This window comes from Lampropedia aestuarii, from assembly GCF_004803635.1.
Classification (GTDB): Bacteria; Pseudomonadota; Gammaproteobacteria; order Burkholderiales; family Burkholderiaceae_C; genus Lampropedia; species Lampropedia aestuarii.
In genome coordinates, this window is sequence record NZ_SSWX01000015.1 from 1 (window position 1) to 19,847 (window position 19,847).

The 19,847-nt window shown below is 53.9% G+C and carries 27 protein-coding genes; 13 read left to right on the forward strand and 14 right to left on the reverse strand.

Annotated elements, in window-relative coordinates; genetic code table 11:
* Window positions 1–38: 38 nt before the first annotated feature.
* From E8K88_RS11780 to E8K88_RS18350, 13 genes are all read right to left on the reverse strand, one after another.
* Window positions 39–230 (reverse strand): hypothetical protein, encoded by a 192-nt coding sequence (locus tag E8K88_RS11780; RefSeq protein ID WP_136406874.1) that lies wholly within the window; start codon window positions 228–230, stop codon window positions 39–41.
* A gap of 9 nt (window positions 231–239) precedes the next feature.
* Window positions 240–677, reverse strand: coding sequence for a hypothetical protein (locus E8K88_RS11785; protein ID WP_136406875.1), 438 nt, complete (start codon window positions 675–677; stop codon window positions 240–242).
* A 79-nt stretch (window positions 678–756) separates the two neighbouring features.
* On the reverse strand, window positions 757–1,650 hold the full coding sequence (locus tag E8K88_RS11790; RefSeq protein WP_136406876.1) for a recombination-associated protein RdgC: 894 nt from the start codon (window positions 1,648–1,650) through the stop codon (window positions 757–759).
* 39 nt (window positions 1,651–1,689) lie between these two features.
* The gene (locus E8K88_RS11795; protein ID WP_136406877.1) at window positions 1,690–3,504 is read right to left on the reverse strand and encodes a YqaJ viral recombinase family protein; all 1,815 of its coding nucleotides are present in this window, start codon (window positions 3,502–3,504) and stop codon (window positions 1,690–1,692) included.
* Window positions 3,501–4,433 carry a hypothetical protein gene (locus E8K88_RS11800; RefSeq protein ID WP_136406878.1) on the reverse strand — a complete coding sequence of 311 codons (933 nt, stop codon included), beginning with the start codon at window positions 4,431–4,433 and terminating at the stop codon, window positions 3,501–3,503. The genes E8K88_RS11795 and E8K88_RS11800 overlap by 4 nt, the downstream gene beginning before the upstream one ends.
* A gap of 272 nt (window positions 4,434–4,705) precedes the next feature.
* Window positions 4,706–4,933: a hypothetical protein gene (locus E8K88_RS11805; protein WP_136406879.1), complete on the reverse strand. Its 228-nt coding sequence runs from the start codon at window positions 4,931–4,933 to the stop codon at window positions 4,706–4,708.
* Between the two features lies 1 nt (window position 4,934).
* On the reverse strand, window positions 4,935–5,237 hold the full coding sequence (locus E8K88_RS11810) for a hypothetical protein (protein WP_136406880.1): 303 nt from the start codon (window positions 5,235–5,237) through the stop codon (window positions 4,935–4,937).
* A gap of 250 nt (window positions 5,238–5,487) precedes the next feature.
* Window positions 5,488–5,628 (reverse strand): hypothetical protein, encoded by a 141-nt coding sequence (locus E8K88_RS18040; RefSeq protein ID WP_168797319.1) that lies wholly within the window; start codon window positions 5,626–5,628, stop codon window positions 5,488–5,490.
* Window positions 5,618–5,983: a hypothetical protein gene (locus E8K88_RS11815; RefSeq protein WP_136406881.1), complete on the reverse strand. Its 366-nt coding sequence runs from the start codon at window positions 5,981–5,983 to the stop codon at window positions 5,618–5,620. The genes E8K88_RS18040 and E8K88_RS11815 overlap by 11 nt, the downstream gene beginning before the upstream one ends.
* Window positions 5,984–7,144: 1,161 nt before the next feature.
* Complete coding sequence (locus tag E8K88_RS11820) at window positions 7,145–7,510, reverse strand: hypothetical protein (protein WP_136406882.1); 366 nt, start codon at window positions 7,508–7,510, stop codon at window positions 7,145–7,147.
* Entirely contained in the window at window positions 7,494–8,489 is a 996-nt protein-coding gene (locus tag E8K88_RS11825; RefSeq protein ID WP_136406883.1) for a P63C domain-containing protein, read from the reverse strand. The genes E8K88_RS11820 and E8K88_RS11825 overlap by 17 nt, the downstream gene beginning before the upstream one ends.
* Before the next feature lie 716 nt (window positions 8,490–9,205).
* Entirely contained in the window at window positions 9,206–10,153 is a 948-nt protein-coding gene (locus E8K88_RS11835; RefSeq protein WP_136406884.1) for a hypothetical protein, read from the reverse strand.
* A gap of 50 nt (window positions 10,154–10,203) precedes the next feature.
* On the reverse strand, window positions 10,204–10,938 hold the full coding sequence (locus E8K88_RS18350; RefSeq protein WP_240754497.1) for a S24 family peptidase: 735 nt from the start codon (window positions 10,936–10,938) through the stop codon (window positions 10,204–10,206).
* Between the two features lie 70 nt (window positions 10,939–11,008).
* On the opposite strand from E8K88_RS18350, the gene E8K88_RS11845 reads away from it, so the two are divergent.
* On the forward strand, window positions 11,009–11,212 hold the full coding sequence (locus tag E8K88_RS11845) for a helix-turn-helix domain-containing protein (RefSeq protein WP_136406885.1): 204 nt from the start codon (window positions 11,009–11,011) through the stop codon (window positions 11,210–11,212).
* Complete coding sequence (locus E8K88_RS11850; protein WP_136406886.1) at window positions 11,205–11,582, forward strand: hypothetical protein; 378 nt, start codon at window positions 11,205–11,207, stop codon at window positions 11,580–11,582. The genes E8K88_RS11845 and E8K88_RS11850 overlap by 8 nt, the downstream gene beginning before the upstream one ends.
* Here E8K88_RS11850 and E8K88_RS11855 read toward each other — a convergent pair.
* On the reverse strand, window positions 11,527–11,766 hold the full coding sequence (locus tag E8K88_RS11855; protein WP_136406887.1) for a hypothetical protein: 240 nt from the start codon (window positions 11,764–11,766) through the stop codon (window positions 11,527–11,529). The two genes, E8K88_RS11850 and E8K88_RS11855, sit on opposite strands and share 56 nt — an antisense overlap.
* Window positions 11,767–11,998: 232 nt before the next feature.
* Between E8K88_RS11855 and E8K88_RS11860 the strand changes: the two genes are divergently transcribed.
* From E8K88_RS11860 to E8K88_RS11910, 11 genes are all read left to right on the forward strand, one after another.
* The gene (locus tag E8K88_RS11860) at window positions 11,999–12,268 is read left to right on the forward strand and encodes a hypothetical protein (RefSeq protein ID WP_168797320.1); all 270 of its coding nucleotides are present in this window, start codon (window positions 11,999–12,001) and stop codon (window positions 12,266–12,268) included.
* 2 nt (window positions 12,269–12,270) lie between these two features.
* Window positions 12,271–12,615: a hypothetical protein gene (locus E8K88_RS11865; RefSeq protein ID WP_136406889.1), complete on the forward strand. Its 345-nt coding sequence runs from the start codon at window positions 12,271–12,273 to the stop codon at window positions 12,613–12,615.
* Window positions 12,615–13,469 carry a hypothetical protein gene (locus E8K88_RS11870; protein WP_136406890.1) on the forward strand — a complete coding sequence of 285 codons (855 nt, stop codon included), beginning with the start codon at window positions 12,615–12,617 and terminating at the stop codon, window positions 13,467–13,469. Before E8K88_RS11865 ends, E8K88_RS11870 begins: the two co-directional genes overlap by 1 nt.
* The gene (locus E8K88_RS11875) at window positions 13,466–14,248 is read left to right on the forward strand and encodes an ATP-binding protein (RefSeq protein ID WP_136406891.1); all 783 of its coding nucleotides are present in this window, start codon (window positions 13,466–13,468) and stop codon (window positions 14,246–14,248) included. The genes E8K88_RS11870 and E8K88_RS11875 overlap by 4 nt, the downstream gene beginning before the upstream one ends.
* 9 nt (window positions 14,249–14,257) lie before the next feature.
* A complete protein-coding gene (locus tag E8K88_RS11880) occupies window positions 14,258–14,560 on the forward strand; it encodes a MarR family transcriptional regulator (RefSeq protein ID WP_136406892.1) in 303 nt (100 codons plus the stop codon).
* Window positions 14,561–14,719: 159 nt separating this feature from the next.
* Window positions 14,720–15,121, forward strand: coding sequence for a DUF1064 domain-containing protein (locus E8K88_RS11885; RefSeq protein WP_338092876.1), 402 nt, complete (start codon window positions 14,720–14,722; stop codon window positions 15,119–15,121).
* Entirely contained in the window at window positions 15,121–15,642 is a 522-nt protein-coding gene (locus E8K88_RS11890) for a DUF1367 family protein (protein WP_136406893.1), read from the forward strand. Before E8K88_RS11885 ends, E8K88_RS11890 begins: the two co-directional genes overlap by 1 nt.
* Window positions 15,643–15,759: 117 nt before the next feature.
* A complete protein-coding gene (locus E8K88_RS11895) occupies window positions 15,760–16,053 on the forward strand; it encodes a Ref family recombination enhancement nuclease (RefSeq protein WP_136406894.1) in 294 nt (97 codons plus the stop codon).
* Window positions 16,054–16,253: 200 nt separating this feature from the next.
* On the forward strand, window positions 16,254–17,456 hold the full coding sequence (locus E8K88_RS11900; protein WP_136406895.1) for an addiction module component: 1,203 nt from the start codon (window positions 16,254–16,256) through the stop codon (window positions 17,454–17,456).
* Window positions 17,457–17,585: 129 nt separating this feature from the next.
* Window positions 17,586–18,248, forward strand: a complete 663-nt coding sequence (locus E8K88_RS11905) for a hypothetical protein (protein WP_240754498.1) — start codon at window positions 17,586–17,588, stop codon at window positions 18,246–18,248.
* A complete protein-coding gene (locus E8K88_RS11910) occupies window positions 18,232–19,845 on the forward strand; it encodes a terminase large subunit (RefSeq protein ID WP_205880079.1) in 1,614 nt (537 codons plus the stop codon). The genes E8K88_RS11905 and E8K88_RS11910 overlap by 17 nt, the downstream gene beginning before the upstream one ends.
* Window positions 19,846–19,847: the final 2 nt, after the last annotated feature.

The window sequence follows — 19,847 nt, forward strand, 5'->3', positions numbered from 1 at the left end:
TTCTTCATATCCCTGATTTCAGGTATTTTGAAGGCCATTCACTTCACTCCAGTCATCGCAATAGGCCGAACACCTTGGCGGTAGCCGGTGTGGTCGGGATTGTGCTTGGCTGGATCGTAGACTTCATACTCCAGCTTGCCCGGAGCGCGCAAACGGGCCTCGCGGTTGAACTTGGCCATTGCTTGATCGGGCGTGAGAACGGGTTTGCAGAGTTGTGCGGTTCGTTTCATGTGTGATCCTTAGATGATGACGGCTGACATGCGTGGGCCTTTTCTGTGCGCGCTTGCAAGCACGTCGCGCACTACGTGCAACGCCTTTTCCATCTGCCGGGGCGTACTGTTGCGCACGATTTCTTCGTTAGCGCCAATGGCATCAAGCACGGCCAGTAGGCCTGGGCCATCGAAGCCAAAACGGCCATGAGAATCAAACCGGGCTTTGCAGCGCATCATCGCGTCTTGCGCGACTTCGATGTGATCGGCAAGGATTTCATCGATCTGCAGGGCCCGCACTTTGGCAAGATTGATCGCAACCGCCACGCGATTGAAATCGTCCTCAGTGCCGCTGCCATCGCGCAACCGAGCGAAGCACGACCGAATCTTGATGTGATCCATCGTTAAGTCGTGGTCGTCGTACTGTCGGCAGTCATCAAGCAGCCGCAACGGCGCCAAGCTGCCCAAGCGACTGCGCTGTAGTTTTTGCGGGGACTTTGCAAGCCGTGCGGCTTGGCGTCGTTGCTCTCGGTTCATGGTCTGGTCCTTACAGTGGTGTTTCTTCGCCACCCAGCGCCTCGATCAGCGCAGGGATCATGATTGCTAGCTCGCCGGTGGTCAGGGCCACATCGGCATCAAAGTGGTCATCGGCTTTGTCTTTGTCCTGGTGCACTACATCACTGAAATGCAGCTTCTTGACCTGCAGTGTGTCGGTTAGCACAAAGGCTGCGCGGTCTGCGTAGCCCAATGACAGCCGGGTAGGGCGCTTGCCCGCTTGCAGATGGCCGCGCACTTCCTCAATCTCTAGCGAGTGCCGCGCATACTTGACCGTGGCCTTGGTGTCGTCTGCTGCTTTCAGCTCGCACTCGGCGCCCAGTGAGAATGCGCCAGGCGCAACCTGATCTTCAAGCCATGCCGTCATGGCCGTGGCCGGTGAAACGACGGTCTGCAAAATCTTGGGCACAAAGCCCGGCAGCTGCTCGACCAGCGCTGTGAGGATTTCGTCGGCTTTGGCTGGGCTGCTTGCGTCAATGACCAAGAAGCCTTGCTTCACGTCCAGCCATACCCAGTAGCCGACTTTCTTTGTGAACGCAGCGGGCAATAGTGATAGCCGCGCATCGTCCTTGATGTCGCGCATTTCTTTACGCCCAGGTTTGCGGCCTGTTTGCTGTTCGATCTCTTTGCACTTTGCTTCGACTGCCGCGTCTACGACTGAGCCGGGCAGCACCTTGGTTTCAACGACGAAGCGAGTAATCCAGTGGCCGCCGATGTTTTCGATGATTGCACCGTGTTCTTTGCCTCGTGGACTGACCCAGCCCATGCTGCGCTCTTGGGTTGGCGCGCAGGGCGTGAATGGGTGAGCCTCTAGGGCTTCGCAGGCCTTCGCCAGATCGGCAACCCAGCTCGACGCGACACGGAAAATAAGTAAATTCTTGAGCATGCTTTATCCAAAAAGAAACCCGCACTTGGCGGGCTGGGGTTATGCGGTGGCGAGTTGCTCTGCCGAAAGACGCTCTGCGATGGCCAGGAAGTGCCGCGCCGATGCCATGGCAATTGCTGGCAGGTCGCACTCGCGGTAGAGCTTGGCGCTCTTGTCTGTGTCTACGTGGACAAAACCGAGTTGCGCCAGACCGTCAGCAGTGAGGGTATGCGGCGCAATCAATGCATTGATCTGGCCCAGCTTGACGCGGCTGCCGTCGTCTTCTGGCGCGCTGGCTTCATGCTGAGGCACTGGCTTCACATAGTCGTTATGGCCTGAGTGGCGGCGGTAGCCGGTGGCACTTGGGCTATACGACGTTGCGGGCGGTGCTGGCGCGGCCACTGAGGATTGCGCAGCTGGTGCCAGTGCTCCCGCCGCGATGCGCTCAGACTCCGCCTTGGCTTTGGCTTCTTCCGCTTCCTTGGCATCGTTCTTTGCCTTCAGCTTGGCTGCTTCTTCGGTGCGGATTTTCTCGCGCTCGGCCTCCAGGCGGTCGGCTTCGGCTTGTTTGTGCTGCCCAATGCGCAGCGCGGCAATGGCCTTGAAGTCAGCGGTTTCCTTTTGGCCTGCGTCGTTGAAGTCTGCAAACAAGAGAATCCAGTCTTTGCCTTCGGCGTCATTCAGACTTGCGCGATTCGCTGTCAGCTTGAGCGCCAGGGCATCTACTGCTGCAATTTCCGCAGCCAATGCGCCCTTTACCTTATCCTGCATCGAGTCAAAGCTTTTGAGGCCTTTGATTTCTTCGCCAAAGTTCTTGAGCTGCTGCGGGATATGCGCCGGAGCGGGCAAGGCAGCGTTTGTCTTGGCGACATGGTTGGCCAATGCCGTCTGCGCCTCCATCACGATCTGCAGCTTGCGGTTTTCTTTCTCGGCCTTGACCAGCTTGTCAGTCGCCAGCCGTGTAGTACGGGCCAAATTTTTGAGGTTGGCCACAGTGCGGCGCAACTGCTCAACGTCGCTGATTTGCGCCAGTGCCTGGCTTTCGGCTGCGTCGAGCGCATCTTCTGCTTGCTTGAGCGTCTTGCATGCCGCCTCGGCATTGGCAAACTCTTGGTCTGTGGCGGGTTTGGCTGGAATACGATCTACAAAGGCGCGCAGCGCATCGCCAAACTTGTCGAGGTTGGACACAACAACCAGTGCGCCATTGAGTTGCACAGCCACGGCGGGCAGGCTTTCCACGACTTCGGCCTGCACCTTAACCACTTCGGCTGGCGGGTTGGCCTTGTACGCCGCCACATCCTGCTCAAACAATGCCCAACCTGCAATGATCTGCTGGCGAATTTCAGCGTTCGGCGTGTACCAGCAATGGCGCTCTTCGACCAGGTTGCCCTCGGCATCCCATTGGCTGGCCATGAACAGAACCTTGTCGCAGCCGCTGACCATGCACTGCTGCTCCATCTGGATTTGGTAGTTCAGTGGCAAGGCTGTGCCGGTGGCTCCGTCAACCAGAGCTGCGCGCAGGCCGTCATTCAGCGTCTTGTGTTCAAAGGCCACATCTTCAAGCATCGTCAGGCCGTCGAAGCTGGCTGAGAGCTTTGAGCCATCCAGCACACCGGTGACGGGGTACAGCTCTTCGCCAATGATTTCTTCGGCCAGTGGGCGGGCCAGCGCTTCAAAGCGGTGACCAGCATCGAAGCGCCGCTGCGCAGCCGGATCGACATCGGGCACGATGCCGGTGGCGTGCTGCTTGACCAATTCGGCGCGAGTTTTGTATGGCGACTGGCCCAGCATGGCCGGCGCATCGCTGGCATTGAAGTGGGCCGCGCGGTGTGCATGCCATTCTGGCGTGCTTTGCTGCAAGGTGATGTGCTTCATTGGGTGGCTCCTTCGAGGTGTTCGCGCAATTCGTGGTACATGCCAATCAGGCGGTCACGATCTTCTTGCTGGGTGATGCCAGCGATTGCCTTGGCGGCCAAGTCGAGCTGTTCGAGGCTGCTTGCGCTGGTCATGCTGTCGGCGATTTCATCGGCGCTTGTCGTGACCGGCTTTGGCTGCACATCCGTGGGCTGCTGCTCTGCCACTGCGGCGCGCAAGCGGCCAATCTGCTCGAGCGTCAAAGGTGCTTTGGCGCCGACCGTAGCCACCACATCGTCAACGCTCTTGCGGCCTGTTGTGATTGCCTTAACCCAGGCGGGCAGGTTCTTGGCAAAGTCGGCATCGTCATATTGCGCAGGCTTTGGCGGGGCCACGGGGGCGCCCACTTCTTGGGCCATGCCCATGTCCTTTGGCGCGTCCACCACTTCTTCAGCGACTGGCAGGCCGCGCAGCACGTCGGGGAACACGTCGCGCAATGCAAAGGCCCGGGCACGCATCTGCCGCATGCGCTTTGGGTACTGAGTCCAAGGTCCTTGCTTGCCTGCGAGGCCTGCCGCCTTTGCGTCATCCATGCCGAACGTGCGCACCTGCTCGGGCTCGCCGCGGCGCTTGACCTTGCATGTTGCTGTCTGGCCGTCGTCGGTCTCCAGCACATACTCGCAAATCGGGCTGCTGCGCACCAGCGCAATGACCGCATCACCCCAGAGAGCAGGGCGGCCATTGATGACCGCCAAATTCTGCAGTGCCTGCAGAGGCTTCAGGCCCAGCTCAGAACCCCACTGCATGGCGATCATGCAATTGCCTGGCTTGCCTTTGTAGTCCTTGGGCACCAGGTCAGAGTCGGCCAACATGTTGCTGAACGCCATGGCTTGATCGAATGTTTGAGGGCTCAAGTCAAAGGTCTTGGTCGTTGCGATTGCTGCGCTCATGATTTCTCCATGAAAAAAAACCGCTATTGCGGGCTATGGTGTGTCTAATTCGATTTATGCTCGCAACTTTTATGTACGACAAAATCGCCATCAGCATCTTTGCTGGCTTCGTTGTGCTGGCATCTGCAACTTATTTCGGACTCACATATGAGGGACGACAAAAAGAAGATGCATGCAAAAAATCAAGTTGGTCCATGACAGGCGACGAGCGCATACTTGCTGCGTGCCTTTTGAAATCTCATTAGTCCTTTGATTTTCTTGATGTCGGCAGCTTAAAAGCGCGCCGTGTTTTTGCTTCGATGCAGTGCCAGGCCTTTGATGTGATGGGGCAGGGCGTAGAGGTCGCTGTGGTCGTTAAAAAAGCCGCTCTTGGCGGCTGTGGTTGCTTTGTTTTCATTCATTTCCAGGATGATCTGCTGCCATCCTGTGTCGATCTGTGGCCGTTTGGCCGGGTCGTATCGGCTGCCGATAATCAGCTTGCCGGTGTCTGTGAAGGTCATATCAACCGCCTTTTCTGCGCATCAGGTCATTGAAGGCGCATTGCAGTAACCGTTGGCCTTTTTTGGTTGGCAGGCCGGATTTCTGAATCAGTCCCAACTCACCCATAATCACTGTGATCGTGTGCCCACAGTGATAGCCGACCGCCTTCTTCAGCACGCTGACTTCAAGCAGCTGCCGGTGGTCATCTGTGCCAAAGTTCGTATTTGTGAAGGCCTTCTGCAATTCTTCTTTGCTGACGACTTCCTCTGAGGGTGCGCCTTTCGGCTTCTCCTGAGGGGCATCCCGCAACTCTTGGTACTTCATGATGGCTTCCTCCGATGTGTGTGATTCAGGAATCCCCAGCCACCAGACGGCTTAGAGGTGTCTGTGTGGCCCTCGCAGTTGTCACAGAGGGGAGCGCCACAAACAAACTGACCTGTGTGGTCGCATTCGTTTGTTGCCTGCTCGCCGCATACTTTGCACTTCGTTTGCAAGTGTTTGTCGCAGAATGGCTGCCCATCCGCACACGCGGCCTTGCACGGGCCACGCCATGATTCATCGAATGTGCACTGACTCATTCCAACCCCTTTCCCTGTTCTGCAGCGATCTGAGCCACAACCCGGTCAGCCTTCATTCCGGTAGATTCGGACGGAAAAAAAGCGCCTAGTGAGACGCTGGTGATGATGGCCGCAGCCAAGATTGTTTTAATACTCATAGCTCAATTCCCTGTGTGCTTTTCGCCACTTGCTCATTGGGGTTTTGTCGGCCAAGACGCCTTGAATTTCGCGCTCAATTAGTGCCTGGGCAGCTTGCTTGTGCTTGGTTGCCAGTTCAATATCACCGGCGCACCATGCGTAGAAGCTGGCAAACACGTTGTCCTCGAACTTGCTGCCGACAATGCAGGCTTGCGCGTCGTCGATAACGTCGCGGTTGGGCGCTTGATTGAGCAGCACGCTGTCTGCCTGCGCCGCGATCCAGTCTTGATAGGCTTCGCGGTCGTCTGCTGCCTGCTGCTGGGCTTCGTATGCCCGCTCATGCGCCCAGGCGTGGCTGTTTTCTAGAACTTGCATTGCTTGCTCCAATGAAAAAGCCCCGCGTTGGGGCTGTGTGTGGTGGCTACTCGCTGCATTGATTGGCCTGCACCAGGCTTTCCCAGCGCTCAACATCTGCTTTCGCCGTAACTCAATGGCGCCCTCATTGAGGAAGGCGCCATTTGGTAACTTGTTGATATTTATTAGATATCGCAATCACGATATCCGTAAATGCGATTGATTGGGCGGGCTGGCACTGATCTCCAGCATCTGCGTAATGGGTACGTCGAACATTTAGACCGCAGCCAGCCGTCGATCCTTGGTGCGCATCAGCCTGCGCATTCCGCCCAATCAATCACACTCGAAAAGGTGCAGTCTTTCCCGCTGTCCGCAATAGCAATCAGGCCGATGAAACATCGGGGCTACTGGCAGTAAATCCGTTGACGCTGCGCTGTCGCATTACCCACTCGACCCACCGAGCTTAGAGCGTTGTCCAGAAATGCTGCACCTTCATCTATTGCTGCATCGTGTTATGTGCGCCACACAATGCTGGGCTGATTCAATCCACAACACCGCACGCGATGCTCTGGATTGCTCCCTGATGCGCTCAGGGTACGCGGCCTTTCTTCGACTCAGGCTGCGAAGTGTGTTTTCTTGCATTTCTTCGCGTGGTACTTTCCAAAATGGAAATAACCACTCGCATGCAGCCCTCACCAGGGAGCGACAACTAGCGCACGACCGCCGTGATAGTTGAAGTTGATCGGTTTCTTTTCTTGGCCCTAATCAGCCTCACCCGGATTCGCTGCTAAGCCGCTCCCGGTTTGCGCCCACTACCAATTCAATGGCTGCCAACTATTCGGAAATCCCTAATAGTTGATCCGCAGGAAGCCAATTTTTAAAAAGCCTGTCGGTGCTGCGTCGATCCACTTCACCCGTCGCAGTGTTTTGCTGCAATGGGATGGATTATGCATAAGTGCATGATATGAGTCAATGCAGTTATGCATTATTTTTAAAATTTCTTCTACAATCTCACCCATGCACCCATCCGGGCGCAAAAAAAGCCCGCGAGGTGCGGGCAGGGGAATCGGATGATTAAATTTTTACTCTCGATGATCGCGGCAATGAAAACAGCTCCCGGCGAGGATGGTGCCCAGACGGGTTGGCGTGTGGCTCGCGCCTATACAAGTTGCCGCGACGAAATTACTCGTCAGCAGAAGGCAGGGGCTGATTCTGAAAGCCATTAATTAATTGCTGGCGGAATTCAACAATACTCTGCGCTTTGGCGCTAATTGCGTTGAAGTCGGCCGCATCGTGCCTACTATTACTGTAGACGGCGGGATTGACTCCAACCAGCGCCTCTGGCTTTGTATTCAATATGATTGTGATGTAGTGATCGGCTAAGTCTGCTGCTGCAATAGATTTCTGGTCGGTCGACATAGTTTCACGCCCTCCTTGGCGATGGTTGATTGGAAACTCCATCGTAGCCCAAGGAGGGGCGGTTTTTACATGGCGCAGACATGAAAAAGCCCGCTCGGGGCGGGCTGCTGGCTTATCTGTCTCCTTCATTAAGATCCAGAGGGATCGTGTCTCCAAAACGCGGATGAAGAATATTTAATTTGTCGATAAAGTCTTTGTAGTCTTTAGATAACTTCATCGCTGTAATGACGGATGCAAGGTGCTCCCTAAGTTTTGGGTGTCCAACCTCTTGCGTGAGTCTTCGGTGTAGGTGTGATTTTTTTTCATCTTTTGCCGCCTGCCTCTTCAGTTCTTCAAGTAGACCTGGGGCCAATCGCTCATAAACAATATCATTTGTCAATAAGCCAAAATATTGCGGTCTAAATTTTGGATTTTCTGGGGGGAATTTAAGGCCGCGCAACCGAAAAAGTTGCTCGTAATAAGTCGCATCGAAGGTCTTAACGTATGGTTGCAGTTCTTTTGCGACATAGGCCTCCAATATCTTTGCCAGTGCATCACGCGCACGATCCTTCTGGTATCCGGTTACTTCATCGACTAAGGCAATAATCCCAACACGAGCGAAGGCCCTGACAAGAAGCTCACACTGATTTGCGATATTTTCGTAATTTGGCGGCAGCGTCCCATTGGCTCTGGCTGCTAATACACCCTCACAAATGTCAGCCAAAACAGTTGCTGGGTAGCCATAGTTAACACGTCCAGCATCTGGCCTTTTAAATTTGATTGGATTCTTTAGAGTCTCGACAAGATTTGTTGGGCTTGCTGCTGATACTGCAGGGTGTGCAGCAAAGACAGTGAGGCGCGAGTCTCCGCTGGCGGTAGAGCCGCGACTTATTGTTAGCGCAGCAGTGAGGCCGCGCTCTGACAGAACGCGCTCGCCAGTTTCCAGAACATAGCAAGGGATTTGAACATCGCCCAGTATTAGTGGGCGATTATCAGAGCCATGCGTTGCCATAGGTAGTTTTTTTAGCTCAACCTTTGCTTTGGCCGCGTTGCTCGCGGATTTGCTTCTTTGCTCTGGCGTGAGCGCTGCTGCCCGAGCTTTACCGCCTGCGGATTTGGATGACGACATTTGGCACCACACTTTCTCAGTTGAAGTGCGTGCATTTTATTGATATGCACGCAAAAAAGTCAAGTTGCGTGCATAAATAGTTTATTCCGGCACCAGCATGGATTGTTGCAGGATGGATTTTCTGCTGTCCTCTGCCCCCCCCGGCAGCCATTCGCCGCTTCGCCTCTGCCTCGCCTACACCGCAAACTGCTTAATCGAAGACGTCACCACACCCCATATCTCCAGCGTCAGCCCATCCTTAAAGCTGATGTTGGGGAAGTCAGGATTTGCTGCCTGGAGCTTGGTCACGCCGCCCTCTTGACCACCTGAAGTTCCATGCTTTCTAAGCACTCAGAAGTTACAGACGTACCTGTTTTGCCCAGTTATGCGGTCACAAGCAATCATCAATACCTCTTGATGTTTGCTGTCCGATTCCCATCGACCAGCAAAGAATCCGCCAAGAACGACGAGCCAAGATAAACCAAAGACAGAGCAAGACTTGCCGAAGTCTTTCTCTATTGCGTGGTAGTAGATAAATCCGGCTGCGAAGGGTAAAAGTGCAGCAGTAAAAAAGTACATACAAGTGTTTGTGGTGTGGTTCGGATCTCAAAACCGCGTCATGATCTGCTTGCGGTTATCCCAGCCGACGACGATGCTTCACTGCCTTGCCAATGATGCGGATAGATCGGGAGTAAGGCGGATTGGGCAAAATTCGATAGGAGCCCATGCTGCAAAGATTACAGCTGGACTTGTGACATTGGCTGACCGGGGTTCAATGTGCTCGAGTAAGGGGATGGGTAGGTTTTCAGGATTAGGGGCTGCGACGGATCAAAGTCGCCCTGAAGAGCTAAAGTGAATGGAGTCCGTGTTTTGCATGACAGAAGAAGATCAAAACCTGGTGTCGCAGTCACTTCCTTGCCATTTTGAGTCACGTAGAAAGATTTACTGGAAATTACTGAGCGTGTTCCGCAGAGATTCAAATCTTCTCCAACACGAACTAGCAAGACGGCTTTGCCATCGTCTTTGTATTGGCGCCATGCCTCATATCCAAATTGATAAATGGAATTTTCAAAATAGCTCGGCGTTACTGCAAATGATGGAGCCTCGTCTGGCAAAGCAGTTGGTGCACCATTATTGACCGGAAATTCCTCCGCTGACCAGCCGCACACTTCGCGAGTTTGATCGACCATGGCTGGAAAGCCGTCGGCTCGAAGAGTCGACGTCCGCATGCCGCCGCCATAGCGATGGGCCTCAAAAACTACATTCCAGTTTTGATAAAGCTGCCGGTAGATATTAGGATTTGCATAACTTGGCACTAACAGTTTGTAGCCACTGGCTTCTCTCCATGTCTCATTTCGAATCTCATTGTTCCCAATACGATATGCGACCTTGCCTGATCCGGTTATGAAATCTGTGGTTAGGTAATATGACCTGCGACCTTCGCTGCATGAAATCTTGAATTCGATGTCGCCACTATTTGATGCTGTTAGAACGGTTGTTTTTTTTCCATCTAAAGCTGACGTGAAGCTAAAGCTAGTCCACTGAGTCTTAGTTCTATCCACGTCATATGAGGGGCGCGGCAATTCAGGCTCTGGAGCTGGAGCTGGAGCGGACTCATCTCCGCCGCCGCCGCAACCAGCCAATAGAGCGACCGTAGCAAAAGTCAGTGCATAACCCAATTTCATAACCACTCCAGCGTTAAAAAAAGTGTGTATTGTATGCAAAACGTGTCCGTTTATAACTTTCGCCCATTCCAGACCCAAACAACTTTGCCTTTAACTTGCACCTCACTGTCACCATTCAGCTCGTCTGTGGTCTTAATGCTGGGGTTGTCACTTGTGACGATGTGTCCGCCGCTAAGCTTTTCTGTTACTCGTTTGATGAAGATGCGGTGATTCGCCTCCAGCACATAAACGCCGTCTGCGCCAGAAGGGTCGCGTAGACCGGTATCGACTAGAAGAATGTCACCATCCTCAAATGTTGGGCTCATAGAGTCGCCGTAGGCATGGATAAATCCCAAAGCCCTGTGCGAAGTAGGCCTGATGCGTTTGTCGAGCCATTCAGGCGACAAGGAAATGGCCCCCACGATCACATCACTGTGATGCACGTCATTGCCTGGCCCCATGCTGCCCGCATTTGCCAGCAACGGCACGCGCACAGCATCTTCACCCGGCGCAGGCGCGGGCGAAAGGTTGGCGGTCACTACAACAGAATCTTGCTCGCCTGATTTTCCACTGATTCGATTCCACTCCGAGTCAGCAACCCGCTCGTCGTAGAAGGCAAGTACATCAACTTTCAGGTACTTGGCCGCATCTTCGATTGGCCCGCCGCGCTTGGGCTGTTTGATCTCGCCCTTTCTTAGGCGGTCAAATCCAGATTGTGCCGTTTGCTTGCGTATGGCTGCCGCAAGGGCGTTTGGGTTTAGCTCGCGCAAGGCAAGCACTTTGTTGAAGAAGGTTGAAGCATCCATAGCGCAACTATGCACAAATACATAATGCTTTTATGCTTGATTTAATAATGCAGATGTGCATAATTGATGCATGTCTCAAATTCAAAATGATCTGAAAAAACTGCGCACGAAGATGTCTCAATCCGAGATTTCTCGCATCACAGGAGTATCGCAACCGAAGCTCTCGCGCTGGGAGTCAGGTCGTATTCCAGACGGGGCTGATGACGCTCTGAAAATTTCCGCATTGGCTCGCAGCACCTTCCCCGAACTCACCAAGGAGGCGGCGCATGGATAAGCGACCTAACGAGTCCACTAAAGGCAAGTCTACAGACGATCCCTTGCCATTCCACGCCAACAAATTCGGGGTTGTACTCTCATCAGTAGCCGCAGAAGTCAATAAAGCACCTTTGTATTCTGCTCTGAAAGAGAAGGCGCGTTTGGCTGAGTTCATCCACCCCCAAAAAGTCAAACTTCGAGAACAGGAAGCCAGAGCGCAAGAGCTGCTTACGCTGTTGGAAGGATTGCCGTTCTCCGATGCTTCTGATGTGCTTGCTAGGGCGAGCGAAATGTTCGACAGATCAAAGGATTTGCTTTTTGAGAACAGTGTTTTCAGCCGGGTGACTTCCCAATGTTCTGCTCCCAAAGATTTGGGAGATCGTCCTTGAACAAGCGACGAAGCTTTTTGTCCAGCGCATCGATTTGGTCGCGAGTGGAGTTTACGTACTCGTACCAGTCGTCGTCGTTGGAATCGGCAATGTTGAGCTTGCGTCGTATCTCCTGCAACTCTACGAAGTTGGCAATGCACATCATCTTGATTGTGCGCAGCTCGTCGAGCAACTCTTTTTCCATGGCAAAGGCCCTTTCTAACGTGATTGAGTGGAATCGTCATTTTAGGTCGGCGTCCTTTGCCTCCAGTGTGATTCACAGCAGCCCATGCCTAACAAGCAAGTCATATGACTCTGGCCCCAATAGTCGCGCTAGCTGCGCATGGCTCTCCATTTCATCAACTGACGAAATCCAATAAGCGCACCAGGCGCGGACAAGTTGCAGGTCATCCATATTTTTCCTTGAGGCGCAAGCCATGACTGATTCACTGTTTTCTCGGGGTGTGTCGAGCCCACTAGGTAAATGCGACGAGCCCATGAAGACGCTGGTGCCTGAAGTTGTGCGCCTTGAGTTTCAGCGCATCGCTTCCGCCGTTGGCGCCAGTGAGGCCGAGCTGCTGCGCGATGCAGTTTTCAAAATTTGCTACGGCAAAACCTATGTGGAGCATTGCGCCAATCTTCGCGCATCGGTGTTCGACAAGGAAGTTGAGCAACAGGGCCGCAATCGGGCCGCAATCGGGGAGTAGTCATGAGCGAAACGGCTGACATCAAGACGCATCAGCGAGTAGCCCGCAAGCTAGGGCAAGAGGCTGGCCAAGCCTGTGCTGATAAGCAAGAGCAGGCCACGCCTGGGTTTAGTGAGCGAGCCTATGCATTCATCGTTGAGTACATCGCGGTGCACGGACCAATCAGCGGAGAGCTTGTGACGAATGCGGCCAAGATGGCCGGCATCCGCCCTGCAGATGACCGTGCATTTGGCTCCATTTACGCACGCGCATTGCGTGAGGATGCAATTCGAATAGTTGGCTCTACAACCCGCATTAAGGGCCATGGCACAGGTGGTGCGCGGGTGTATGCGGCAGGAGGTGTGTGATGGCAGGCGACTGGATCAAGATGCGTGCATCACTGTGCACAAACCCCAAGGTTCTGATGATTGCGGAAATCATCGGCGGATCGACTGACGTTGGTCGCCGCATGTCCACCGGCTTTACTGGAACGCTGTCGGAGATCGTAACGAGTGACGTAACGCGTGACATAACGATTGGCGGGCTGTTACGCGTGTGGTGCGCAACCAATGAACACACAGTTGATGGCGTTTGGCATAACAGCACGCTGAAGGTGATCGATCAAGTTGCGGGCATACCTGGTTTTGGTGACGCAATGGCGTCTGCTGGCTGGGCTGTATTTGATGCTGAAGAAGGCACGGTAACCATGCCCAACTTCCTAGAGAACAACGCGCCTGCGAAGAATAACGCTCGGTCTTCTTCTGCTGAAAGACAGGCCCGATATCGCGAGAAAAAGAAAGCAAAAAGCAGCGAAGTTACGCCCGCTGATGACGTAACGCAAGGCGTAACGCGTGACGTAACAAGTAACGCTAGAGAAGAGAAGAGAAGAGAAGAAGTAAATACATCCTCACTTCGTTCGGAAAGCGCGAGCGAGGAAGGTTTGGCGACAAAGGCCATGAGGACTGCCGGACTGCAAGACGCAAACCCATCGCACCCCTTGCTGACAAAACTTCTCGCCGAAGGCGTAACGGTTGACGAGCTTGTCTACGCAGCATCCGAAACTGTGAGACGGGGCAAGGGCTTTGCCTACGCACTGACCATGGCCGCAGGACGGCGTGAGGACGCGGCAAAGCTGCAGGTGGGCAAGCCGCCGGGGCGTCGAATGCCGCCGCCTGAGAACTTTGAAAACAAAAACTATGGCCAAGGAGTAGAGCTGGTATGACCTTCGACACCATCATCCACAACCCGCCGCTCGAGCGCGCAGCGCATTGCGAGACGCACGGCGATTACATCGGCAAGTGCCACATGCGGTCCGTCTGGCTTGGCTGCCCAAAGTGCTCGGTCGAAAAGCAGGCGCGAGAGGAATCGGAGCAGGCCGCACACGACGAACGCGTTAAAACGCAGGAGTGGAACGCGAAGATTGAGCGCGCAGGCATTCCCCCACGGTTCCGCGATCGCACGATTTCCGGCTACGTGGCCACAACGCCAGAGCAACGCGCCGCCGTGGCATTTGCCCGCGACTACGCCATGAATTTCGAGCAGGTCCGCGACAGTGGCCGCTGCGCATTATTCCTTGGCAAGCCTGGAACCGGCAAAACGCATCTGGCCACGGCTATCGGGCTACACGCCATGCGCAAGCACCACGCAAAGGTCATGTTCACCACCGTGCTGCGCGCGGTCCGCATGGTCAAGGACTCATGGATTAAAGGCTCGGGCGTGTCGGAGTCGCAGGTGATCCAGTCGATGGTCGAGCCAGACCTGTTGATCCTTGATGAAGTCGGCGTGCAATTTGGCTCTGAGTTTGAAAAGAACATCCTGTTCGATGTGTTCAACGAGCGCTACGAGCTGCGCAAGCCGACCATCCTGCTGTCGAACCTGACCAAAGATGAGGTGCAGTCCTTTGTTGGTGAGCGCGTCATGGATCGAATCAAAGAGGATGGTGGGGCCGTCGTGGCCTTCACTTGGGATAGTCATCGGAAAAACGTTACGGCAGGAGGCTGAAGGGCATGTATGACGATTTGGCAATTTCAGAACCCACCTGCGGTGCGCAGACAGGCGCCGGAGAACCCCAAGCCGCTGGGCACCCTGAGTGCGACCGGGGCGACGGCTCAGGTGCTATTCATCCTCTCGGAGGCACCTCAGCGCTATTGGAGCTATCGGGAAATAGCCAAGCGATTGCCGCAGCCCAAGAGCCTGTCATGGGCGCTGAGGCATGCGCAGCTGCTGGGCTGGATAGAGCGCGCAGAAGATCACAGATCCAGTCGCTATCTGCGCTATCGCATCACGGAGCTGGGTGCGCAAGTGTTCGGGTAGATCCGTACTTTGGTAACAAGCCAGCTTGGCCAGAGGTCGGAAAAGCCCCACCGCCTTTGCCGGCCAAGCATGCGGCCCCCAAGTTGACGATGCCAAAGCCAGGTAGCCGCGGTGAGCGCGAGCAACTGAATGCTCTGGTGCAGCTGGTCGGTGCACGAGGTGGGTGCATTCAGCAATACCAAGATCGGCTTGCGGACTTGGGAGGCGTCAATGACTAATACCAATCCAAGTTTTGCGCTGGGCCGCTTGAAAACGGGCCAGATGAATAAAACCGAGGCTGCTTATGGTGCTCATCTTGCGCTGCGGCAGCATGCTGGCGAAATCCATTGGCACAAATTCGAAGGCTTGAAGCTGCGCCTAGCCGACAACACGTTTTACACGCCAGATTTTGCGGTGATGGCTGCCGATGGAGTGATGGAGCTCCATGAGGTGAAAGGTTTCTGGCAAGACGACGCGCGGGCAAAGATCAAGATTGCTGCCGACATGTACCCGTTTCGGTTTATTGCGATCAAGGCAAAAACAAAGAAAGCCGGTGGCGGCTGGGAAGTGGAGGCGTTCTGATGGCTGAAATTCAATTGGTGCGCATGCCAGGCGTTGAGTTGTCGGAGGCTGATCGGTTGGTAATGCGCCGCGGGATTTTTGAGCACATCGATGGCATTGGCGAGAGCAATCAAAAGAGCTGGAGACGCTGGTGGAATAGGGTGCTTCGATTAGAGCCCGGCGAAGTCATGGAAGTTAGGACACATCAAGAGCGCCTTGGCTGGTATCACCGCAAACACATGGCCTTGGAGCAAGCAGTATTTCAGGCGCAAGAGCGGTTTGATGTGTTTAAAGGGTTTCGTGACTGGATTAAGGTCGGCGCCGGGCACTGCGACTGGTATCCAGGGCCCAAAGGTGGAGTGTTTCCCGTCCCTAAGACCATCAGCTACTCAAAGCTGGAGCAGGCCGACATGGAGCGATTTCACGATGAGGCGGTGGCTTTTCTGCGTACTGCGCATGCTGGCAAGACATTGTGGCCCCACCTGACGCCTGCTGCGCGCATCGACATGATTGAAGTGATCCTGAGGGGGTTCAATGAGTAAGGTTGCGCGAACTGCATGTTTTGTGGTCCTGGCTGTCGCCGGAATGGTGGGGCTACACATAGGCGTTGAGTATTCAGGCTGGGTGTTGTTTGTCGCATTGATAGGGGCGCTTGGATCATGAAGAAAAATGCAACACGCGCAGAGCGCGAATACATGGGCCGGGTGGCCGCGCTGGGCTGCTTTGTGTGCCGAACGATCGGCTACGGCGAGACGATGGCCGTCGTGCACCATGTTCGGGAAGGCTCAGGCATGGCGCAGCGGCCAAGCCACTTCCTGACCGTGCCGCTGTGCCCGCGCCATCACGACAACCACAGCAAAGACGGTATCCATGGCGGGCGTGAAGAGTGGAGGCGTCATGGCCTGGATGAGATGGATGCCCTAGCGGACACAATACAGCGTTTGGCGTCCTAGGTGTGAATGTGGTTTGAGACTCAGACAGCGCCAAGGTCAAGCGCTGCTTTGTGATAAAGCTGGGAGACTACGCGGATGTTTGACGCGGTAGGCCAAAAGTTTGTGAGGTCAGAAGATGTGTTTCAAGTAGTAATTTTGACGGTGCTAGAATGCTGTGAAATGATTTAAGTGCTTACAAAATTTCTGTTTGAAGGAAAGATATGGAAAAAGAGTTATATGATTTTCTTGCCTCGTCAAATATTTCTCACGAAGTTTGGGTGAAGAGTGGCTGTGATTTATCTGAAATGATGGAGATTAAGAAAGATCATGCTGACAATATTTCTAGGCTCTCGCAAAGTGCTGCGATGTATGCTGCATTAATTCAGAAAATAGAAGGAGTGCATTCCGTAAGATGGAGGGTCAAAGATCCGTCTCATCTTATTGAGAAGATCATAAGAAAGAAGGCGTCCGATGCTGATTTCAAGGATGAAGATGACTCTGAGCCTTCTAAATATAAAAATTTAAATATCAATAATTATCATGAAATAATTACTGATTTGATTGGAATTCGAGCGCTGCATTTATTTAAGGATGATTGCTTTAATATTAATGATGAAATATCTAGATTGTGGGAGAAGGCAGAGAGTCCGGTTGCTTATGTTAGAAGCGGAGACTCTGACTCTATAATAGATAAGTATAAATTTCATGGTTTAGATGTAAAAGATCATCCAGCTGGGTATCGATCTGTGCATCATGTTGTTAAGGCGAGGCCATTAAATAGAGATATTTACTTTGAAATTCAGATTCGTACGATTTTTGAAGAAGGATGGAGTGAGATCGATCATAAGGTGCGCTATCCAAATTTCTCGAATGATCAGCAAATTATGTATTTTTTGGGAATATTTAATCGTTTGGCTGGGAGTGCCGACGAAATGGGGGGCTTTGTTAAGGATTTAGTGGCGACAAACGAAGCCTATGAAAAAAAGATAGTGATAGCTGAAGAGTCAAGAGATAATAGTTTCAAGGAAATTGACCGACTTTTGGGAGAGCTTTCTCAAATGGAAAGCCAAGATGGAGAATCAAAAAAATTAATAGCTTCTCTTCAGCGTGAATTATCTGGATTGAAGGAAGTGGGTGTTGATCCTGCAGTGGATGTGGTAGGCGATGATGCAGTTAATTCGGCGCCAAGACGTGGTTTGGCGATTCATGATATTGATTTAAGCAAGCGAAGCGCTGAAAATTCTAGTGATTTTTGGTTGAGGGTGATGGAGATGAGCGCTGCTGCGGCATTGACTGATGATCATGCATTGTCGAAGATTAGGGGCGTGCGTGCGAATAATAAAGCAACGGGTAAGTGGCTGGATTATTTTAATCAAAAAAATTTTAAAGCGAACAGTAAGCCCGACACTAAAGATGACGAGTGACGTTGAAAATAACTTGCACTTGTTAGTCTGAAAAATTGAGAGGGGTGCATCTAGATTTGATGTTAGCCCTTCTACACAATTCCTTTGCTCGATGCTTGACTGCCGTTCCAATCATTGCCCAATGTGGAAATGACGGATAAAGCCAAACAAACACCCGACTGGGAACGCATTGAGCTCGACTATCGGGCGGGCGTCAAAACACTGCGCCAGATTGCAGAGGAAAACGGCGTCTCGCACCCGGCAATCACGAAGCGCGCTAAGCGTGATGGCTGGAGCCGAGACCTGTCTGTGAAGATTCAGGCGAAGGCCGACGAGCTGGTAACCAAGAGCATGGTTACCAAGGCGGTTACCGTGGAAACCAAAATCGCAGAACGCGAGCTGGTAGAGGCCAATGCGCTGACAATTGCCAACGTTCGGCTGGCACACCGAAGGGACATCCACAGAGCCAGACGCCTGACCAATGCATTGCTTGATGAGCTGGAGCAGGAAACTGATCCAGAGACGCTGCAGGCATTGCGCGGGCTTGGTGAGATGCTGCGCAATCCGGATGAGCGCGGCAATGACAAGCTCAACGACATCTACCAGGCAATCATCAGTTTGCCCGAGCGGTCCAAGACTATGAAGGTGCTGGCCGAGAGTTTGCAGAAGCTGGTGGATATGGAGCGCACGGCATTCAGCATGGATGCAATCACCGGCGGCGACGTGCAAGGCTTAGCCCAGGCGACTCGTGCGCTGCTGGGCAAGGTGGTTGGTGCAGGCGGCGTGAGCATGGCAGATGGCGAAGCGGATTGATCCCTCTAAGCTAAGTGACGCAGAGGCGCTGGAGCTTTACCGTGATCCAGCCTGGCGGCTCTCGCACCTCTACAAAATCGTAGCCAAGGGTGATGGTGAGGGCGGCGAGGGCTCGCTGGTGGTCACCTTTAAGCCAAATCGAGCGCAGCGGCGCTTGCTGGCGCGGCTGCACAGCCGCAATGTGATTCTCAAGGCTCGGCAGCTGGGCTTCTCCACGCTGGTCTGCATCCTTTGGCTTGATACGGCGCTATTTTCTGAAGACCCCATGGCGTGCGCCATCGTTGCGCAGGACCGTGACACGGCCGGCAAGCTGTTCGCCAAGGTGATATTTGCCTACGACCGACTGCCAGATGCGCTCAAGGCGCAATTCCCAATCGTCAAGCGCACGGCAGAGGAAGTGCAGTTTGGGCATAACGGTGCCAGTGTGCGTGTGGCAACTTCGGCGCGGGGCGGCACGATTCACCGTCTGCACGTCTCTGAAATGGGCAAGATCGGCGCAAAGTACCCGCAAAAGGCCAAAGAGATCGTGACCGGCTCCATTCCAGCCGTGCCATTGACGGGCATCGTCATCGTGGAGTCCACGGCAGAGGGGGAATCGGGGCGCTATTACGAAATGGTCAAGGCTGCAGGAGAGCTGCAGGCCAGTGGCAGGCCATTGACGGCGCGTGATTATCGGCTGCACTTCTTTGCCTGGTGGGAGCAGCCAGAGTATCGAATGGACCCGGATGGAGTGCTGCTGACGCAAGAGGATGAGCAGTATTTCAGAGACGTAGAAGGGCGCTGCGGCATTGCGCTTGAAGCCAGCCAAAAGGCTTGGTATGTGGCCACGCTGCGCAGCGCAGACATTGCTGGCGAGCGGCCGCTGATGTGGCAGGAGTATCCCAGCTATGCGGATGAACCGTTTAAGGTACCGCAAGAGGGGTGCTATTACTCGGTACAGTTGATGGCGGCGCGCAGAGAGGGGCGCGTGCTCCCAATACTGCCAATCGAGCCTGGTGTGCCGGTCAATTCCTTCTGGGACATTGGCAGCAACGACAACACCGTCATTTGGTTGCACCAGCAGGTGGGGCCAGAAGATCGCTTTGTTCGCTTTCACAAGTCAAGTGGTGAGCCACCAGCGCACTATGCCAAGTGGCTGCAAGAGCAGGGCGTGGTGTTTGGCGCTCATTATCTGCCGCACGATGCGGAGCAAAAGCGCCAAGGCACAGACCCCCAGCGCAACAAGTCTTTCCGGGAAATGATGGAAGAGTTAATGCCTGGCCAGCGCTTTGAAACCGTAGACCGCATTCCTCGTGTCCTGGATGGCATTCAATCCACACGTATAGCGCTGGCAAGCTGCTGGTTTGATGAGGCGCACTGCAGCGAAGGCCTCAAGGACTTGGGCACATACCGCAAAGAATGGGATGAGCGGCGCGGCACATGGAAAGACACGCCGTTTCACGGTCCAGACTCGGATGCGGCTGACGCATTCCGGCAATTCGCACAGGCCAAAGCCATGGGAATGATCAAAGGCTTTGTGGGTTCGGCAAGTGGCGGCTACGTGCGTAGGGCTAAGCCGGGTGTGCTGCGCAGGCGCGGCGGCCCCATGTCCGTCTAGAT

Excerpts from the sequence above, each read along its gene's own strand:
- E8K88_RS11890 (WP_136406893.1), top strand. The coding sequence starts at position 15,121 with ATGGCTGAAATTCAATTGGTGCGCATGCCAGGCGTTGAGTTGTCGGAG.
- E8K88_RS11795 (WP_136406877.1), bottom strand. The coding sequence starts at position 3,504 with ATGAAGCACATCACCTTGCAGCAAAGCACGCCAGAATGGCATGCACAC.
- E8K88_RS18040 (WP_168797319.1), bottom strand. The coding sequence starts at position 5,628 with ATGAGTATTAAAACAATCTTGGCTGCGGCCATCATCACCAGCGTCTCA.
- E8K88_RS11825 (WP_136406883.1), bottom strand. The coding sequence starts at position 8,489 with ATGTCGTCATCCAAATCCGCAGGCGGTAAAGCTCGGGCAGCAGCGCTC.
- E8K88_RS11870 (WP_136406890.1), top strand. The coding sequence starts at position 12,615 with ATGGCAGGCGACTGGATCAAGATGCGTGCATCACTGTGCACAAACCCC.
- E8K88_RS11865 (WP_136406889.1), top strand. The coding sequence starts at position 12,271 with ATGAGCGAAACGGCTGACATCAAGACGCATCAGCGAGTAGCCCGCAAG.
- E8K88_RS11820 (WP_136406882.1), bottom strand. The coding sequence starts at position 7,510 with ATGAAGGAGACAGATAAGCCAGCAGCCCGCCCCGAGCGGGCTTTTTCA.
- E8K88_RS11800 (WP_136406878.1), bottom strand. The coding sequence starts at position 4,433 with ATGAGCGCAGCAATCGCAACGACCAAGACCTTTGACTTGAGCCCTCAA.
- E8K88_RS11815 (WP_136406881.1), bottom strand. The coding sequence starts at position 5,983 with ATGCAAGTTCTAGAAAACAGCCACGCCTGGGCGCATGAGCGGGCATAC.
- E8K88_RS18350 (WP_240754497.1), bottom strand. The coding sequence starts at position 10,938 with ATGGATGCTTCAACCTTCTTCAACAAAGTGCTTGCCTTGCGCGAGCTA.
- E8K88_RS11895 (WP_136406894.1), top strand. The coding sequence starts at position 15,760 with ATGAAGAAAAATGCAACACGCGCAGAGCGCGAATACATGGGCCGGGTG.
- E8K88_RS11910 (WP_205880079.1), top strand. The coding sequence starts at position 18,232 with ATGGCGAAGCGGATTGATCCCTCTAAGCTAAGTGACGCAGAGGCGCTG.
- E8K88_RS11845 (WP_136406885.1), top strand. The coding sequence starts at position 11,009 with ATGTCTCAAATTCAAAATGATCTGAAAAAACTGCGCACGAAGATGTCT.
- E8K88_RS11835 (WP_136406884.1), bottom strand. The coding sequence starts at position 10,153 with ATGAAATTGGGTTATGCACTGACTTTTGCTACGGTCGCTCTATTGGCT.
- E8K88_RS11905 (WP_240754498.1), top strand. The coding sequence starts at position 17,586 with ATGACGGATAAAGCCAAACAAACACCCGACTGGGAACGCATTGAGCTC.
- E8K88_RS11805 (WP_136406879.1), bottom strand. The coding sequence starts at position 4,933 with ATGACCTTCACAGACACCGGCAAGCTGATTATCGGCAGCCGATACGAC.
- E8K88_RS11880 (WP_136406892.1), top strand. The coding sequence starts at position 14,258 with ATGACGATTTGGCAATTTCAGAACCCACCTGCGGTGCGCAGACAGGCG.
- E8K88_RS11860 (WP_168797320.1), top strand. The coding sequence starts at position 11,999 with ATGACTGATTCACTGTTTTCTCGGGGTGTGTCGAGCCCACTAGGTAAA.
- E8K88_RS11850 (WP_136406886.1), top strand. The coding sequence starts at position 11,205 with ATGGATAAGCGACCTAACGAGTCCACTAAAGGCAAGTCTACAGACGAT.
- E8K88_RS11875 (WP_136406891.1), top strand. The coding sequence starts at position 13,466 with ATGACCTTCGACACCATCATCCACAACCCGCCGCTCGAGCGCGCAGCG.
- E8K88_RS11900 (WP_136406895.1), top strand. The coding sequence starts at position 16,254 with ATGGAAAAAGAGTTATATGATTTTCTTGCCTCGTCAAATATTTCTCAC.
- E8K88_RS11810 (WP_136406880.1), bottom strand. The coding sequence starts at position 5,237 with ATGAAGTACCAAGAGTTGCGGGATGCCCCTCAGGAGAAGCCGAAAGGC.
- E8K88_RS11780 (WP_136406874.1), bottom strand. The coding sequence starts at position 230 with ATGAAACGAACCGCACAACTCTGCAAACCCGTTCTCACGCCCGATCAA.
- E8K88_RS11855 (WP_136406887.1), bottom strand. The coding sequence starts at position 11,766 with ATGGAAAAAGAGTTGCTCGACGAGCTGCGCACAATCAAGATGATGTGC.
- E8K88_RS11790 (WP_136406876.1), bottom strand. The coding sequence starts at position 1,650 with ATGCTCAAGAATTTACTTATTTTCCGTGTCGCGTCGAGCTGGGTTGCC.